Here is a 16,893-nt window from a genome sequence, read left to right on the forward strand (position 1 = left end):
TCTGTCGGAGCCTGATTCAACGCTGATACTTCTCCATAAAGCCGCTATCAATCTGATGTTTCCAGCGCCACACCCAGTCACCGCGGGCATAGAACCAGCCCCGCGACGCCATCGCCTTGCGCTCGCCCAGTGTAATCAGTTTCAGGAACCGCCCCTGGGGCACAAACGCCTGCAGAGTACGACCGGCAATGATATTGGACAGGTTAGCAGCCAACACCGGGCCCTGCCGGACTGCATACACCCCTGCCTTGGCGATGGGCGTGGGGAAGCGGGCGATGTCACCCACCGCAAACAAACGCTCATGCCCCACCACTTGCAGGGATTCCGTTACCGGGATAAAGCCTTCATCCGTCAAGGGCAGCAGGCTCCCCCGCAGATCCTGTACCGGGGCCGCCGGCGTACACAGCAGGGTAAAATCGCTGCGCAGACGACTGCCATCAGTTAGCTGCAACTGCTGTCCCTGCTGCCCGATTGACTCCACCCCTGTTAACGCCACCCCAATGTGAGTCTGAAATCCTGCCTGCGCCAACGCCCGGCGCCCTGCCCGGCGAATCAACGGATTATGCTCCGCCAGGACTTCTGAGCGGGAAACCAGGTGCCACTGCCAGTCCGGACCCGGCTGGTAACCACGAATGCGATGGTGCATGGCCAGGGCCAGTTCAAAGCCGGCCACACCGCCACCCACCACGGTCACCGTCCGGTTCTGCCCCGGGGCCAGCCCAGCCAGAAACCGCTCCCAGGCGGCAAGCAATGGGGTGACCGGTTTGGCAGGCAGCAGGACGCCTGTACTGCCTGCACTCTGTGCCGACAACAGTTCGCGGCTGCGGGGCATGGAGCCAATATCGAAGGCGGCGTAGTCAAACTCCAGGATGCTCCCATCTTCCAGCACAGCGGAGCGCCGGTCCTCCGTCAACGCCACAAAGCGACCTTGATGCCAACGCACACCTGAGTCCGCACACAATGCCGGCAGATTGATCAGAAACTGGTCAACCTGATACTGCCCGGCCACCACCCCGGGCAACATCCCGGAGTACGCCGCGCCCGGCTCCGGGCTCACCAACACAACCTCGATCCCCTGGTCGCCAAAGCGCCTGCGATACTGCCGAATCACCTCGATATGGGCGTGGCCGCCTCCCACCAAAAGTATGCGTGTGGGCTTCATTTCACTCTCACATTGAATTCTTCAGATTAAATCTATACTTACAGATATTACTATTGCTTCGGGGCCGGAAGAAATGGATAGAAATTACACCAAACGCGTACGCTACGAGTTTATTTTCAAATCCCAGGATAATTTTCAGTACGAAGTGGACATTGATCCCAACACCCTGGAGCACCCGGCACCGCTGGGGGCCGCCCCGGAGTGGTCCGCCCTGGATGTAGACAAATGCCCCCACTGCCCACTCAACAGCGCCACCACGGAGCATTGCCCCCTGGCCAGGCGGGTAGCGCCGATCCTGAGCTTCAGTGCCCATCCCGCGTTTGAATCCGTCAAGGTGCGGGTGCACAAGGACAACATGACCATGGAAAGCCAGTCTACGGTGCAGGAAGCCTATCGCTCCCTGATCGGGTTGATCATGGCCACCAGTGGCTGCCCCCATACCGGCTTTTTCAAACCCATGGCCTGGTTCCACCTGCCCTTCTCCACCCAGGATGAAACCCTGTTCCGGGCCTGTGCCACGTTCCTGTTGTTCCAGTTCTTTGATCCGGTGGACCCGGAAAGCGGTGGCCATTTTACCGACCTCAAGCAGGTGTACGAAGACATTCACATCGTCAATCAGCATATCGCGAAACGCTTGCGCAAGGCGTCCGCCTCGGAGTCCACCCTCAACGCCCTGACCATCCTGGATATTTTTGCCCAGTCGTTCCGCCCCACCTTGAACGACTCGCTGCAGGAACTGGCGTTCCTGTTCAAACCGGGCATCAACGAAGTCAGCTTCGAGACCCCCTGATTGTTGGTGTTCGGCACGCCTGATTCTGCATCCGCCAAATCTGCTGCATGCGCTCGGCTGCTGCTGGCGGCATTGGTTTTCCTGCTGGGCAATCTACTATGGAGCCAGCACAGTGTTGCCGCCGCAGTGGAGTTGAAAAAAGCGGAGCAGTATTACCTGTCACTGGAGCCAATGACGGTGAAGGATGCCAGCCTGGGTAACGACCCGATGTGGATTCCCACCAAAGACCAACTGATACCGGTGCCGATCACGGATGCCCGCACCCAACTCTGGTATCGGTTCGATATCCACAACGACTCAGACACAAAAGAGTGGTATCTGCTCACCACCAACACCCTGTTGGCGCACATACAGGTGTACACCATGAGCGCCGGGGAGGAGCATCACCGTCACAACGGTTATGTGCGACGCTTCCCGTTTGATCTGTCCAACAATGTAGCGCTAAGCCTGCCCTCAAACCAGGCGGTAAGTGTGTGGGTGAAACTGGAAGCGCCCTACGTGGCACAACAACCGTTGTTCAGCCTGATGCCCGGCAATCAGTACCCTCAACATCATTTCAACTATACCAGCATGATTCTGATTGCCATCGGTGCCATGCTGGCCTTGGTGCTCTACAACGCCTTCCTTTATTATCCCACCCGGGATTCGTCGTTCATCTGGTATGCCGGCTATCAACTGCTGTGCACCTTTGCCTGGGCCATGCATTTCAAGGTCATGCTGTATTGCTTCGACATTCCCCTCGACGCCAGCACCCTGTATCTGCCCTTTTTTATCGCCGGTGCCGCCAGCCTGATGTTCGCCATCTCGTTCCTCAAATTGCCCCAGGGGGGATGGCTGGCCCTGCTGGTGCGGGCCTGTGCTATCGCCCTGGTGGTGTTCGGTCTCCTGGGCTTGATGTTACCGGTGGCCATCTATCAATGGATTCTGGTGATCTGTACCTACTCCTGGATCTGCATCATGCTGGGGCTGGGCATCTGGCGCCTGAACAAAGGCTATCGGCCCGCGCGGATCTACGTGGCAGGCTTTGGCATTCTGGGCACATACTTTTTGTTTACGCTGGCCGGAAATCTGGCCGGCACCTCATTGTTCGATAACCAGTTGCTGTGGGCCCTGTGGATGCAACTGATCGATGCCATTGCCCTGGCCCTGGCCCTGGCGGACCGCATTAATTTTCTGCGCAAATCCCGCCAGCATGCAGACAAGCGGGCCAGCACCGACCAACTCACCGGATTACCCAACCGGACCGCATTCGAACGGGATATTCGGGCCTGGGAGGCCTATTACAGCGAAGGCATCATTCAGGATTTCTTTTTGACGTTCATCGATGTGGATGGATTGAAGCGGGTCAACGATCGCCATGGGCATAATGAAGGGGATCGCCTGCTCTCGCTGGTCGCCCAGTGGTTAAGTCGCCAAAGCCAGCAGCAGAATATTTATCGCATTGGAGGGGATGAGTTCGTGTTGCTCTCCCGCAAGCAGATCCAATGGAACCTTACCAGCCTGCACAGGTTGTTGACGGATGAAGGGTTTCCCAATTCCGATCTCAGCATCGGCACCAGCAGTTATTCTGAAAGCGGCAGCCGATCCACGCTGTTGAAGCTGGCCGATGAACGCATGTACGCGATCAAGCACAGCAATCGCTAGCAGGATCAGGCCAGGGTAAAGTACGCCAGCGCGTCATCCTTGCATTTGATTCGACAGCCATCCCGTTCCTGCTTCACTGCCAAAGCCTGCTGGATGAAGACCAACTGCACCCCGGGGAAAACCGCCCGCTCCACCACCACTTCAAAGGTTTCACTGATGGCCTGCACCTGTTCAATCAACTGCTGCCGGCGACGTTTGAGTTCCACCACCAGATTCTCGAAGTGCGCAATGGTGTTGCTGATCTTTCTGATCTGGTCCATAGCATCCTGGTTAGCGGCATTTTTTTCGATGGGGCGCAACGCTTCTTTCATGCCCCGGATAACATTGAGGCGACTACTCAATTCCTCCTGCAGAGTACTCAACTCCGTCAACGGTTCGGCAATGCGGGTGGAAAAATCCACTTCTGTTGGAATGTAAGATGGCCCGCCCAGGGTGTTACAGTGCAGCCGCTGTATGGGGCGGATGATCCCGCCCAGGATTTTGCCTTCAGTTTTTTTGGGGCTGATTACGGTGATGTCGGTACCCGTAATATCGCTGTGCATGATGTGTTTTGCCGCCGTTACCGTGCTCGCGGATACCACTTTCGCATACTGAATGTAATTGGCAAATACCGTACCCGGCGTTTCCACCATCACTGAAAACGGTGTCTCCCCCGCGGCCGGGTTACGTTGCCGGCCGAGAATGCCTTTGCCTATCACTACGTCGTCGCCAGCGATCACGGTGGCAGACTCCAGAAAATCCCGAATCAACACTTTACCGGTGGCCTTGACCTGCATGCCTTCCTTGACCGAACCCTTCACCACCACGGTGCCGTCAAAATCCACATTGCCGGTCTGCAGGTCCACGTCCCCCACGCAGTAGGCGTCCGATACCATCATGCCATTGTCGATCTTCAACGGCACACCGCGCCGGGCCGCCACCAAAAGATTCTCATCTTCGGCACTGATTTCAGTACCCTCTCCCAGGTTCAGCGCCCGATCCTGCGGGGTAGGAGCCGGCACAGACTCCCCCATCACATTGAATCCCGCTGCCCCTTCCACCGGGGGAATCCGGCGCACCAACGCCGCGCCCACCTCGACCATTTCGATTTCGCCGAAATCGTGCATATCGACGGTACCGTTATCCCGCAGTTTCGGTTGCATTAAGCGGTCCTGTACGGGCATCACCAGCCGCTCCAGTTTGGCCTGGCGGGATGCCCCCGGCGGGTTTCCCGTGGCCACGGTCTCCGTGATCTGGGTCCCCGCAGGCACGTTGTCCAGCTGATTGCTCAGGGCCTGCAACACGGCATCATTAATTCCTTTCACCACGCCGACCTTTCCGAGATAGGACTTTAATTCCTCTGCTTTAGGATTATCTGCGCCATAGGCGGTTTCAATGATGAGTTTGCAGGCCATGCGATCTTCAGCGATTTCGGAGGCGATCACAGGCTGACGTTTCTCAGCCACCAACATCTGCACTGGCTCAATGTGTTCATCAGGCGTGGACCTTTCTGCCAATCGACTGCGATACAGTGTCAGGACTTTTGCCAGGGCAGAATCATGCAGATAAAAATTTCGGAATTCGGTAAGATTGAACTGGCTTTGCAGAAATTCGACCGACAGCGCCGCTTCGTCCAAACAACTCACTATAATGTGGACTTCTTTTCCATCCGGTGACGCTTCGAAACGCAATCCATTCATGACGGGCCGATACCAAACTGTTTGGGTAGTGATGCTTGAAAAAGAACCACTTGTTACAAGTATAGAGTCAAGTGGCTGAATTGAAAGGAAATGGAGCGATCTGCTGCCATTGTGCCGTTAAAATTACAATAAAGAAGTACTAGCCGATGAATCAGGCCTCCCGGCTGAACTTGAAACCGTGCCTCAGACTGTGGTCGGTGAAACAAAATTTTTCAGCGTTGTTTGATCAGGGCGGCGAAACCTTCCACCTTATCAATGGATTGCGCTTTTTCTCCTTTTTCTGGATTCTGGTTTTCCACGCGGCATACATTCACGGTCTGATCGCCGGTAAAGACATCTTTTTCAACCTCACCGATACCGCTCCGCCCTGGCTGTGGTGGATCTGGAACGCAGATAAAGCAGTGGATCTGTTCTTTGTGATCAGCGGATTCCTCATCAGCGTCATCCTGTTCAAAGAATTGAACCGGTCCGGCACCATCAAACTGAAGCGCTTCTACCTGCGCCGCTATCTGCGGTTAACACCCATATACGCCCTGATTGTGCTGATCTATTGGCTGTCGCAATCCCGCAATTATGAATGGGTGTGGACCAACCTCCTCTACATCAACAACTTTCTGCCGGTGGATAAAATGGCCCTGCATTGGACCTGGACCCTGGCGGTGGAGGAACAGTTTTACCTGATGCTGCCGTTGATACTGGCGGTTCTGTATAAAAGCGCTGGCAAACCCATTCTGCCGGTGCTGATAGGAATGCTGTTGCTGTCGTTGCTGATTCGGCTGGGGGTCATGTGGTACTACCCGGAAATCTGGCATGCCAGTTACCGCGAGATGTTGATCGGTGACGGGGTGTACCCGGTGTTCTACGCGAAGCTTTATGACAATCTCATCACCCGCTACGGCCCCTTCGTGTGCGGCGCCATTGCCGCCTACCTGTATTGCTTCAAGCAGGATGAACTGAGCGCCTGGTTGCGCCGTCACCGGCAGATCTGTCGGGGCGCGCTGATCGGCGCCTTGGGGGTCGCGTTATTGTTCACGCTGTTTCCTGTGATGGGCGCAGAGTTCAGCCAACCGGGCCCCTGGCTCCGAGCCTATGTGGTCACCCACCGGACCTTGTTTGCCGCCGCCATCGCCTGGTTTATGTTGATGGTGTTCCTGAACCTGGATTCATTCAGGCTGCTGAGCCGCTTTTTATCCCTGCGTTGCTGGCAGCCCCTCAGCCAACTCACCTATTCCATGTACCTGGTGCATTTCATTGTGGTCTATGCCTGCGTACAAAATGCCTATCACAACCTGTTGTTGGTGGATGGCCTGGATCAAACCAGCGTGGCTGTTTATACCATCCTGATCAGTGTTGTGCTGTCCTTGCTGCTGACGGTGATCATCGGGGTGCTGTGCTGGCTGCTGGTGGAGAAACCCTTCCTCAACATGCGGGACCTGTTCCAAGTGAACAAAGGCGCCACCACCACCCGCCCGCTGCACCACGATCTTTAAGCCTGAACCTGCAAGCCAGGATCAAGGTGAAACCAGGTGGCCACTGGAACGCTGGTTCTGGTAGCTGAGCCGTATGCGATTGGCGTCTGCCGCAAACCGGCCGTAACGCACCTCATCCAACTGGAAGTCAGCATCCGAACTGCCCATTTTGAAGGCTTGCCCGTTTTCCATATTACGGTAACCGGTGGAACCCTGCAGGCTGCCGTTGGTATAAATCCGCACCCCGGCTGAGGGGTCCACCACCATGACCTGATGCACCCACTGTTCGGAAGTGAACCACACGCCACCGCCGTCAAAGCTGACGTTGGAAGAACCTGAGCCGTTGCCAATCTCAAAGCGGGGGGAATATTCCAGGGAGAAAATGACCGCGGTACTGGTCATGTTCCAGTAGCTGCCACCGGTGCCCCGGGACAGGATCTCCCGCCGCGCTTTGGAGCCAAAGAAAAACAGCCCCGGTTCCCGCACCCAGGACTCGATGGTGTACGCCCGGTTGTTCGCATTGAAGGACAGGTCATAAGGCGCTTGCAGGACCTCGTTGCCAGAAAAATTCCGCCCGTAGCCAATCAAGCGATCAGAGTTATCCCCGACATTGCCGTTGGTTTGCAGCGCGTTGTTCTGATACGCGGTGGAATCGTAGGCGGTGCCGGACGTCCCCTCATCGAAATGCCAGACGGCGCCATAGTCTTTCCAGACTTTGGTGGGATTTTGTCGATCCGGTACCGCTCCATTTTGCACGTCATTGTAATGCATCACGATGTAATCGGCGTTGCTGTTGCCATCCACCTGTGGCACCAGAACCCAGGCATTCAGCTGCCCCGAGGGCCCGATTTCAAGTTCATAGGGCAGCCAGCTCAGCTGGTCGCGGTCGGTAAAGCGCAGGTCCGCGCGACTGCCCTGCAGCGTCGCGGCGATGCCGTTGGAAATCCGGATCAGCACCGGAAAGTCCCTCACGCTGCCACTGACATTGGCACCGCCGGACGTGGTGTTGAAGCTGTACTGTTGGGTGTTGTTGAAACTGGGCACCGCACTCACATCAATACCGGTTTGCACGTACAACACCGCACCTTCATCCAGATAGACATGGTATGTGGTGCCGCTTACCGAACGCGTGCCGGTATAACACCAACCGTCGCCGGCGCTGGAACTCACTGCGTCGCTGCTGCCGCCTTTCACATACAACACCCGGCTTTCGCGAGACAGTGCCAGGAGGGATTTCTGGCTCAAGGTCAAGGTATTGCCGTTGTCGCCCAGATCAATCACTTCGATGCCGTTGATCACCTCCGGTCCGAAGCTGGTCAAATCCAGGTTATTCAAGCCGGTGGTGAACTGGATCGTGTCAGAGCCCAAGCCGCCTTCGATATTGTAGAAGTCCGTATCCACCAACTGAATGATGTCATCACCGGCACCGGCGGATATCGCGTCGGCACCACCTCCGCTCACCAGAGTGTCGTTGCCACTGGTACCCACCAGGTTGTTGGCATTGGCGTCCCCCACCAACCCGGCCTGAACCGACTGGCTGAAATCCCGGCCCCATATCACCACGGTTTCACCGGCGTTGAGGCTTGCGTTATCCCCCAGCGGGGCTCCGATAATCAAATCCGTGTAACCGTCGCCGTTGACATCCGCCTGGCCCGTGCTCTGACCCAATCGATCATCGGTGTTGTCACCTATCACCTTAAACCCGTCGACGTTGGTCATGCCCGCCAGGTCAACGTCGGAACGGTTGCTACCGTCTTTTCCCATCACCATGTAACCGGCGCCGGCGCTGGCTCCGCCACTGGCATTGAGGTACGCCCCCAGCAACAGGTCATCCACACCATCGGCATTGAAATCCCCGGCACTGGCCAGGCTGTGACCCATTTGATCGGCGTCAGCCTCACCGAACAGCGCAAACCCTTCGCTGCTCAGAATGCTGTCCACATCAATATTGGAATAACTGCCGCTGTCGTTACCATAGAGTACGTAGGCCACCCCGTTTGCGGACCGGCCGCTACCGTCTTTGCCATTGGAAGACACCACCAGATCGCTGATGCCGTCACCGTTGAAATCACCGCCGGCCACGGAGTGACCCAGAATGCCACCGGCCACACTGGACTGGATTTTAAAGCCGCTGCCACCGCTCAGGGTGGACACATCAATGGCATTGAACACCGGCCCCGGGGAACCAAAAATCAGAAAGGACTGTCCCGCCTGGGAACCCAGGGCATCCGAGAAGATGGCGCTCACCACCACATCGTCATAGCCATCCGCATCATAGTCACCCACAAAACGCGCCGCCTGCCCCAATTGCCAGCCGGCACCGGCGCCCATGATTTTCATGCCGTCGGGCCCGGTGGGGTTGATCATGTCCAGGTCCACATCCGCTCGGGTCGCCCCCGCCTGCCCGAAAATCACGTAGGCTTTACCGCTGTCAGCACCGTCCTCATCGCTGTAACGCATGCCCACGACCAAATCATCAATACCGTCACCGTTGAAGTCACCACCGGCGTCCAGCGCCTGGCCGTTACCATTGAAATCGGTGAAGGAATCCCCGATGCGGGCATTGGCCTCAGCAGTGGTCACCCGAAAGCCCACCGCTGAGCTGAAGCTGGACACATTGACGTCGCCATTAGAGGCCCCACCATACACCACATACAAAATTCCGCCGTCTGCCGCGTAATCATCATCAAGGGGCGCAATCACATACAGGTCATCATAGCCGTCGTCATTGATGTCGCCGGCGCCGCCCACGGCTCCGCCCATTTTATCCACGGCTCCGATTCCCACGATGCGAAAACCGTTGATGCCGTTGGTGATGGAGGCGGAATTCAGGTTGCTGCGGGTGGCCCCCGCCTGACCGTACACCACGTAGGCCAAACCGGATGATCCGGAACTGTCCGGCGCGCCGGTGACAAAGTCTTCAAAGCCATCACCATTGATGTCGCCGACGGTACTCACCGCCCAACCAATGTGCTCACCGCTGACACTGCCCTGCACCTGGAAGCCATCCGCCGATGTCATGCTGGTCACATCCAGTGACTGCGCTTCAATGTCGATGTCTTTATTGAACGACAGGGAACCGGCCGCCGCCGGGTCCGGCAAGGTCAGATCCGCATTGGCATATTGAACACTGCGGATACGGGCACCATTAAGCAACAGCGCTGTGGCGTTGGTATAATCCAGGTCGAGGGCGCCATCCCCCAACACCACTGAATAATCGAACGAGAGGGTCGCTGTGCCAGAACCGGAGGCCAGATCCACCCGTCGATCCACCCCTTCCATATCCAGTTCCAACTGCGGTGTATCCAACGTCACGTTCACCGCTTCGCTGAATTGCACCGATACGTTGATGGCAGCACCCACACCATAGGTACCGTCGGCGGTGCTGGACGTGACATTGGTGATGGTCGGAATGGAGGCATTTAGACTGGTGAAGTTCAAATCGGAATTATTGGAAATGCCGGCAAAGCCAACGCCGTTGCCATTCTCCAAAGCACCCGCATCGATATTGATGTAATAGCCGGTGTTCGGCTCCAGCACATCGGTTTGCGTGACCACAATGGTGTTACTGCCGCTACCGGACACCTGGCCGGAGGTAACATCGATGGTATCCCAGACACTGCCATCGCTGGTTTTGTGGATCACGATGTTGCCGCTGTTGACGTACACCACTTCACTGAAATTCAACGTAATGGTCGCATTCAGCAACACGGCACTGTCTTCATCGGCCGGTGTGGAGCCGGTCAAGGTGATCGCACCGGTTGAGAAGTTCCAGTCACTGGTGGCGGCAACTCCGGCGAAATCATTGGTGGCGACATCACGCCAGGCACCGTTGTCGATCAGCACATAGTAGCCGCTGCCCCCAAACAAGGTGCCAGCCGGATCGACGGTGATGGTGGCGGTGCCGGCACCGGTGATGCGGGCATCCCCCAACGGAATGGTTTCAAACACTGAATCATCACCGGCATTATGGATCACGAGGTTGCCACTGTCGGCGTAGACATTCTCATCAAAGTTCAATACCAGATTGTCATTCAGGCCTACATTCACCGCACCGTCCGCTGGGGACAAGGTGGAAATCTGCGGTCCGCTGACATCAATCACCACTGGAAACGCGGTGCTGACGGGGGAAGTATTCCCCGCCGTGTCGGTTTGGGTGGCCGTCAGAACGTAACTGCCTTCACTCAGGATGGTGACACTGTAATCGACGCTCCAGTTGCCGCTGCCATCCACTCCAGAATTGGCGATGCTTGCACCATCCAGCATCAGGTCCAGCGTACTGCCGGCCTCGCCGGTGCCAGAGAATACCAATCCGGTATCGTTGGTGATGCCGTCTGTGGCCCCGGTATCATTACTGATGGTTGCAATCACCGGCGCCAGCGGCTGAGCCGAGTCTACAGTGACTGCATATGCACTTGAAGCCACTGAATCGTTGCCCGCCGCATCCGTTGCTACTGCGGTAAAACTGTAGCTGCCGCCGGCCAGGCTTGTGGCCGAGTGATCAAAGCTCCAGTTACCGCTGCCGTCTGCCGCAGTGGAACCGACGACGACGCCGTCCTGATAGACCGTAACGGTTGCGCCTGCTTCAGCCGTGCCATAGACCAGGAGCGTGCTGTCGTTGGTGATGCCATCCCCCGCGGTTGCGGTATCGTCGCTGATACCGGTAATCACCGGGGCAGCGGGCGGAGCGGCATCCACTTCGATGCTGAAGCCGGCGCTGATGGCAGACACATTGCCCGCCAGATCCGTCGCCACCGCTGTCGCCGTATAGGTACCGTTGGCCAGGACAGTGGCACTGTAATCGAACGCCCAGTTGCCGCCGGCGTCTGCTGTGGTAACCCCGATCAGCACAGCGTCCAGATACACATCAACCGTTGCATCGGCTTCACTGCTGCCGTTGATGATCAATGTGGTGTCTGCCGTTATCGCATCCCCCGCTGTGCCGGTGTCATCACTGATGGCCAGCACAAACGGTGCCGCCGGCAACGCAGTATCCACCACCAGCGCAAAGGCAGCAGACGCTGCAGACACATTGCCCGCCACATCGGTGGCCGTGGCCGTCACACTGTAACTGCCATCCGCCAACGCCGTGCCGCTGTAATCAAAGCTCCACACCCCACCGGAGGCCACTGCACTGCCGATACTGCTGCCATCCAGATAAACCGTCACCGCGGCATCCACTTCTGCGCTGCCGGAGAACACCAGGGTTGCATCACTGGTGACACCATCCTGAACCGCGGTATCTGTACTGATGGCACTGACGACCGGTGCAGGGGGCGCGGTGGAATCCACCGTCAATGAAAACGCTGCGGACGTGACAGACCGGTTGCCGGCCACGTCCACCGCTTCTGCTGTAATACTGTAGCTGCCGTCCGCCAACGGTGATCCGGACAAATCGTAACTCCACACTCCGGTGACATCGGCGCTGGTGGTGCCGCGACTGATGCCATCCACGAACACTTCCACCGTGGCACCCGCTTCGGCGCTGCCGCTGATCAGCAAGGTCGTATCGGCAGTAATCAAATCACCGCTGCTGCCGGTGTCGTCACTGAAGCCCAGCACCAGCGGTGCCGCTGGCGCTGCCGTATCCACCCGCAATGCATAAGGGGATGAAAAGGCGGAAACATTGCCGGCCGCATCCGCTGCCTGCCAGCTCAGGGTATAGTTGCCATCAGAGAACGGCGTTGCGCTCAAGTCAAACTGCCAGGCGCCGCTGCCGTCTGCACTCACAGTGCCGCGGGCCACACCATCCACCCACATGTCCACCGTGCTATTGGGCTCTGCGTTGCCGCTGAATATCAACGTGGTGTCGTTGGTAATGCCATCGCTCAGATTGCTGTCGTCCGCCACATTTGATAAAGCCGGCAGCGCCGGTGCCAAGGTGTCTACAGTGATACTGCGCGGTGCGGACATACCCGACTGGGAGCCGGCAATGTTGTGGGAGAACGTGGTAACCACATAGAGACCATCCGCCAAGGTACCCAGGTCGAAACTCCAATTGCCGAGCAATCCTGCATTGGCGGTGCCCTGCTCCACGCCGTCCACCAGCACATGGACCACTGCGCCGATATCTGCGCTGCCCTGCAACAGCAAGGTGGTATCCGAGGTGATGTAATCCCCTGCAACGCCGCTGTCAGAAGTGATGCCTGTGATAGCCGGAACATTGGGCAGGATAGTGTTGATCACGATGTCCAGTGCCGACGACAGGCTTGATCGATTGCCTGCAGTGTCCACCACCTGGGTGGTAATGGCATAGCTGCCATTCAACAACGGCGTAGCGGTCAAATCCAGCAGCCAGTTGCCGTCCACATCCACCGGCGCCAGACCCGCTGCAACTCCATCGACGAACACCTCTACCCAATCGCCGGGGTCGGCCGTACCGGCCAATTGGATGGCGCCGGTGGAGGTAATGCCGTCACCCAGGATGCCCGTGTCCGGCAACAGCGCAATACTGGCTACCGGATTGGGGACCAGTGTGTCAATCACCAGGGGAAACGCCGGCGACCAGGGGGACTGGTTTCCGGCTCTGTCGGTGGCCATTAACGCGAATTCATAATTGCCGTCGCTGAATGGGCTGGTGGTGTAATCCAGCGTCCAGTTACCACCGGCATCCGCCTGCACATTGCCGATCAATTGCGGCCCAAGACGAACCCGAACCTGTGCATTGGGCTCTGTGGTGCCACTCAACACCAGATCCACGTCGCTGGTAATCCCATCCAGGGCGCTGATTCCGGTGTCGTCCGACAGTTGCAACGTGGCTGGTGCGGTTGGCGCCACACGATCCACGGTCACCGGGAACTGGGGCGAGATCGCACTCTGTAAATCCAGGAACGCGCCATCGGCGGTTAGCATGTAGCTGCCGTCAGGTAAGTCCGTGGCCGAATGGTCCACCACCCAGTTGCCAGCGTCATCCACCAGGCTGGAACCGATGGCCACCCCATCCTGATACAGCGTGACCGTGATTCCGGGCTCCGCGGTACCGTTCACCACCAAGGTTCCATCCGACGTGTAGCCGTCACCCAGAATATAGGAATCGCCGGTCACGGCGCTGATGATGGGCGCGATGGGCGCGGTGGGATCGTAACGAAACAGGAACGATTGCGCCGACTCCACCCGCACACCGCTTGGGGAGATGGAGACCAGATCCACACTGTATGGACCGGGGGCCAGGCTGATCAACGTATAATCCAGGCTCCACTGCCCCTGGCGATCCACCACCGTGGACCCGTTCATGACGCCGTTCAGCCAAAATTCGATAATGTGGTTGGGCTCCGCTGTACCGGAGAACGAGATGGTGTCATCAATGATGCGGCCTTCACCGAACGCCACACCGTCGGACCACAGTGAAATCACTCTGGGTGCCTGGAAGCGGGAATTGGCGCCGCCGGAGCCGCTGTTGGAGTTGCCAGCCCGATCGGAGCCACCAGCGGAGCTTCCACCGGAGTCACTGCCGGATGCGCCGTCCGCGCCGGAGCCACCGGCTTCCCCTGAGCTGCCGGATTCACCATTGCCTGAGCCACTGCTTTGGGTCTGGTCCGACCCGCTGCCACCGCCCGAACCGCCTCCACCACCGCCACAGGCGGCAACCAGCAACATGCAACCGAATATTAGCCACCATCGGATCGCACTCAATTGGGACACCTTCCTCCAAACTGCTTATTGCCTGATAAGCCACGAAATACGGGGCTTTCACTTCATTTCAATATAGTTGAGGTGGTCATTTCCGCTGCGAATCAGGCTGTTTTATATGCGTATTTTTGTAGCCGGCACAATTTTGGGGCAAAACCGGCGGCAGGGCTGAATTCCTCAACCTATTCATACGGTTAGCGCCAAAGGTGTTATCGCAGTCGATCCCGGGGGTGTGCCCCCACTGCCACCAAATACAATGAGGCGACACTAACCGGCTGATTTTCCACAACAACCCAATGTAAAGCACTGCGCCCCTGCGGTTACAAAACCCCAACAGTCCTGGAATCCGGCCATTAGCGGGTGGTTGACCCCGGCGCCGATCAGCGCGAGCGTTTTGATCAAGTCCTAATAGTTTTTGCCATTCACAAAGGGGGTGAGTTACGCAATGATGGCTCACCATTGCGCCCGATTATGCTCAGGTCGAGCTGCTGCAGAATGCCACCATAACTAACTGAGCTAACATGTTTTTTGGACTCGAACAGGGATAACAGGATCATGAAAAAAGCACTGGTCACCGGCGCCGCCGGTTTTATCGGCTCTCACGTAGTGGACCAACTCACCACCATGGGGGTCCAGGTCCGGGCCACCGCCTTGCCTAACGAGCGCACCGATAACATTGAACACCTGAACCCCGAAATCGTCCGTGGCGACATGCTGGACAAGGGCTTCGTGCGCGAGATCGTGCAGGATGTGGATACAGTGTTTCACCTGGCGGCGGTGTACGCCACCTGGATGCCGGATTGGAAACCCCTGTGGGAAGTGAACATCCAGGGCAGCCGCAACATCCTCTGGGCCTGCAAAAACGCCGACAACGTTAAGAAAGTGGTCTACACCAGCTCCCTTTCTGCCATCGGCCTGTTACCGGGCAAAGCCTCTTCCAACGAAACCACGCCCTTTAACCAATACGACGGCCTGCCCTACATCCTGAGTAAATACCTGAGCCAACAGGAAGCCCTGGACTTTGCCGAGCAGGGTCTGAACCTGACGGTGGTAAACCCGGCTTTTCCATTTGGTCCCGGTGACGTGGCGCCGACTCCCACCGGCGGTATCATTCTGCAGATGATTGATGGTGGAGCCCGTTTCTCCTTCCCGGGTGGTTTCAATCTGGTGGATGTGCGGGATGTGGCCGCAGGTCATATTCTGGCTGCAGAAAAAGGACGCCAGGGGGAAATCTACATTCTGGGTAACGAGAACGTGAGCGGTGAGGAGTTCAGTAAAATGTGCGCCGAGATCCTGGGCAAATCCGATCGCGTGATTCCGCTGCCAGGTTTGTTGGTGGAAGGCGGTGCGCAACTGGCACAATTTATTGCCGAAAACATTACCCACTCCAAGCCGTTGCTCAATCCGAAAGAAGTAAAATACACCTCACAGTACGCCTATATGGACTGCAGCAAAGCGCGTAAGGAATTGGGATACAATCCCCGCGACGTACGTATCTCCCTGCGGGATTCCATAGCCTGGTTCCAGAGCCCCGAGTTCCTCGCCCGCCAGAATGATGCTGTGCCCATGAAGGCCAGCGTTAAATTCGGTTAATGTGGTAGATTTATAACCGCGCATTTGTAATATTGCCCTCTTACACCAATAGGAGGGCAATTTAATGTTCGAAGATCTCATCCCGAAAGACTTTTCTCAGGAGCTCCTGCTCGAGTGGGCGATCAGTATAGGAATGGCAATTCTTGTCTTCTTTATTGGTCGAATTATAGCCAACATCATCGTCAAAGTTGCCCGACACGCAATGGAACGTGGCGGCATGGATGCCCTGCTGGTGAATTTCGTCGCCTCCATTCTGCGCTGGGTATTGATGCTGTTTGTCATCATCGCCGCGTTGGAGCAACTGGGTGTAGATACCACCTCACTGGTTGCCTTGTTGGGTGCTGCCGGTATCGCCGTCGGTCTGGCATTGAAAGACTCCCTGCAGAACTTCGCCTCCGGCGTCATGCTGATTGTGTTCCGCCCCTTTAAGAACGGCGATTTCGTGGATGCCGGTGGCGTTACCGGTGTGGTTGAGCACATTGGTATTTTCACCACCATCATGAAAACTCCGGACAACAAAGAAGTGATCGTGCCCAATGGCCAGGTCTATGGTGGCACCATCACCAACTTCTCAGCCCGCGATACCCGCCGTGTTGATATGGTGTTCGGAATTGCCTACGACGCCGACATCCGTCAGGCCAAGAACATCCTCACCGAAATCATCAACAGCGACAGCCGCGTTTTGAAAGACCCGGCTCCGGTGATTGCCGTATCCGAGTTGGCGGATTCATCCGTAAACTTTGTGGTACGACCCTGGGTTAATTCCGCTGACTACTGGGGCGTGCTGTGGGACACCAATGAGAAAGTGAAGTACGCATTCGACGAGGCCGGCGTGGGTATCCCATTCCCGCAGATGGATGTGCACGTGCACAAAGAAAAAGAAGACTAAATATAGAAATAAAAAAGGGGGTGAAGTTTTGGCTTCAC

General features: G+C 57.1%; 8 protein-coding genes. 5 read left to right on the forward strand and 3 right to left on the reverse strand.

Annotated elements, in window-relative coordinates; genetic code table 11:
- Positions 1 to 16 precede the first annotated feature (16 nt).
- Positions 17 to 1,162: an FAD-dependent oxidoreductase gene (locus D9N14_RS10455; protein ID WP_290579327.1), complete on the reverse strand. Its 1,146-nt coding sequence runs from the start codon at positions 1,160 to 1,162 to the stop codon at positions 17 to 19.
- A gap of 73 nt (positions 1,163 to 1,235) precedes the next feature.
- Between D9N14_RS10455 and D9N14_RS10460 the strand changes: the two genes are divergently transcribed.
- Both D9N14_RS10460 and D9N14_RS10465 read left to right on the forward strand, forming a co-directional pair.
- Positions 1,236 to 1,952 carry a DUF6901 family protein gene (locus D9N14_RS10460; protein WP_290579328.1) on the forward strand — a complete coding sequence of 239 codons (717 nt, stop codon included), beginning with the start codon at positions 1,236 to 1,238 and terminating at the stop codon, positions 1,950 to 1,952.
- Positions 1,953 to 1,958: 6 nt separating this feature from the next.
- Positions 1,959 to 3,596, forward strand: a complete 1,638-nt coding sequence (locus tag D9N14_RS10465; protein ID WP_290579329.1) for a GGDEF domain-containing protein — start codon at positions 1,959 to 1,961, stop codon at positions 3,594 to 3,596.
- Positions 3,597 to 3,601: 5 nt separating this feature from the next.
- Here the strand turns inward: D9N14_RS10465 and D9N14_RS10470 are convergent, their stop codons facing one another.
- The gene (locus D9N14_RS10470) at positions 3,602 to 5,221 is read right to left on the reverse strand and encodes a FapA family protein (protein ID WP_290579330.1); all 1,620 of its coding nucleotides are present in this window, start codon (positions 5,219 to 5,221) and stop codon (positions 3,602 to 3,604) included.
- Between the two features lie 251 nt (positions 5,222 to 5,472).
- Here D9N14_RS10470 and D9N14_RS10475 point away from each other — a divergent pair, with 251 nt between their 5' ends.
- The gene (locus D9N14_RS10475; RefSeq protein ID WP_290579331.1) at positions 5,473 to 6,765 is read left to right on the forward strand and encodes an acyltransferase family protein; all 1,293 of its coding nucleotides are present in this window, start codon (positions 5,473 to 5,475) and stop codon (positions 6,763 to 6,765) included.
- 21 nt (positions 6,766 to 6,786) lie between these two features.
- On the opposite strand, the gene D9N14_RS10480 is transcribed toward D9N14_RS10475, so the two are convergent.
- Positions 6,787 to 14,376, reverse strand: a complete 7,590-nt coding sequence (locus tag D9N14_RS10480; protein ID WP_290579332.1) for an Ig-like domain-containing protein — start codon at positions 14,374 to 14,376, stop codon at positions 6,787 to 6,789.
- Between the two features lie 552 nt (positions 14,377 to 14,928).
- On the opposite strand from D9N14_RS10480, the gene D9N14_RS10485 reads away from it, so the two are divergent.
- Positions 14,929 to 15,966, forward strand: a complete 1,038-nt coding sequence (locus tag D9N14_RS10485; protein WP_290579333.1) for an SDR family oxidoreductase — start codon at positions 14,929 to 14,931, stop codon at positions 15,964 to 15,966.
- A 64-nt stretch (positions 15,967 to 16,030) separates the two neighbouring features.
- The gene (locus D9N14_RS10490) at positions 16,031 to 16,855 is read left to right on the forward strand and encodes a mechanosensitive ion channel family protein (RefSeq protein WP_290579334.1); all 825 of its coding nucleotides are present in this window, start codon (positions 16,031 to 16,033) and stop codon (positions 16,853 to 16,855) included.
- Positions 16,856 to 16,893: the final 38 nt, after the last annotated feature.

It is taken from the genome of Ketobacter sp. (genome assembly GCF_003671495.1).
Lineage (GTDB): Bacteria > Pseudomonadota > Gammaproteobacteria > Pseudomonadales > Ketobacteraceae > Ketobacter.